At 69.6% G+C, this 629-nt stretch carries 1 protein-coding gene; it reads left to right on the top strand.

All coding sequences use genetic code 11. The annotated features are described in order from the left end of the window. Positions 1 to 12 precede the first annotated feature (12 nt). Positions 13 to 629 (top strand): acyltransferase domain-containing protein (locus tag B7767_RS48280; RefSeq protein WP_306297985.1); only part of this gene is annotated, 617 nt, incomplete at its 3' end.

The raw sequence follows: 629 nt of genomic DNA, 5'->3' as shown, positions 1-629 counted from the left end.
GGTGAGGTCCGGCTGCTGACCGAGGCGCGGGAGTGGCCGCGCGGTGAGCGTCCGCGCCGCGCCGCCGTGTCCTCGTTCGGGATCAGCGGCACCAACGCCCACGTGATCATCGAGGAAGCACCCCCCGTCGAGGAAACGCCCGCGCGACAACGCGAGTTGCCGGTCGTGCCGATCGTGGTGTCGGCCAGGACGGGTGAGGCGTTGCGGGCCCAGGTCGACCGGGTGGCGTCCGTGGACGAGGACGCGTTGGACGTGGCGTACTCCGCCGTCACGGGCCGTGCCGCGTTCGAGCATCGTGCGGTGCTGGTCGGGTCCGAGACCGTGACCGGTTCCGTGGGCGAGGGTGGGCTGGCGTTCCTGTTCTCCGGTCAGGGCAGTCAATGGGCCGGTATGGGGCGGGAGTTGTATGAGGCGTTTCCGGTGTTCGCGGGTGTGTTCGACGAGGTGTGTGGTGCGCTGGGTCTGTCGTTGAAGGAGGTGGTGTGGGGCGACGGGGAGGCGCTGGGGCGTACGGAGTTCGCTCAGCCGGCGATCTTCGCTTTTGAGGTGGCGTTGTTCCGGTTGGTGGAGTCGTGGGGGGTCAGGCCGGATCTGCTGGCGGGGCATTCCATCGGTGAGCTGGCGGCCGC

Origin of the sequence: Streptomyces sp. 13-12-16, assembly GCF_002114215.1 — a bacterium.
Taxonomy (GTDB): Bacteria; Actinomycetota; Actinomycetes; order Streptomycetales; family Streptomycetaceae; genus Streptomyces.
The sequence above is the reverse complement of the archived record's forward strand: the minus strand, read 5'-3'. Positions and strand labels throughout refer to the sequence as shown.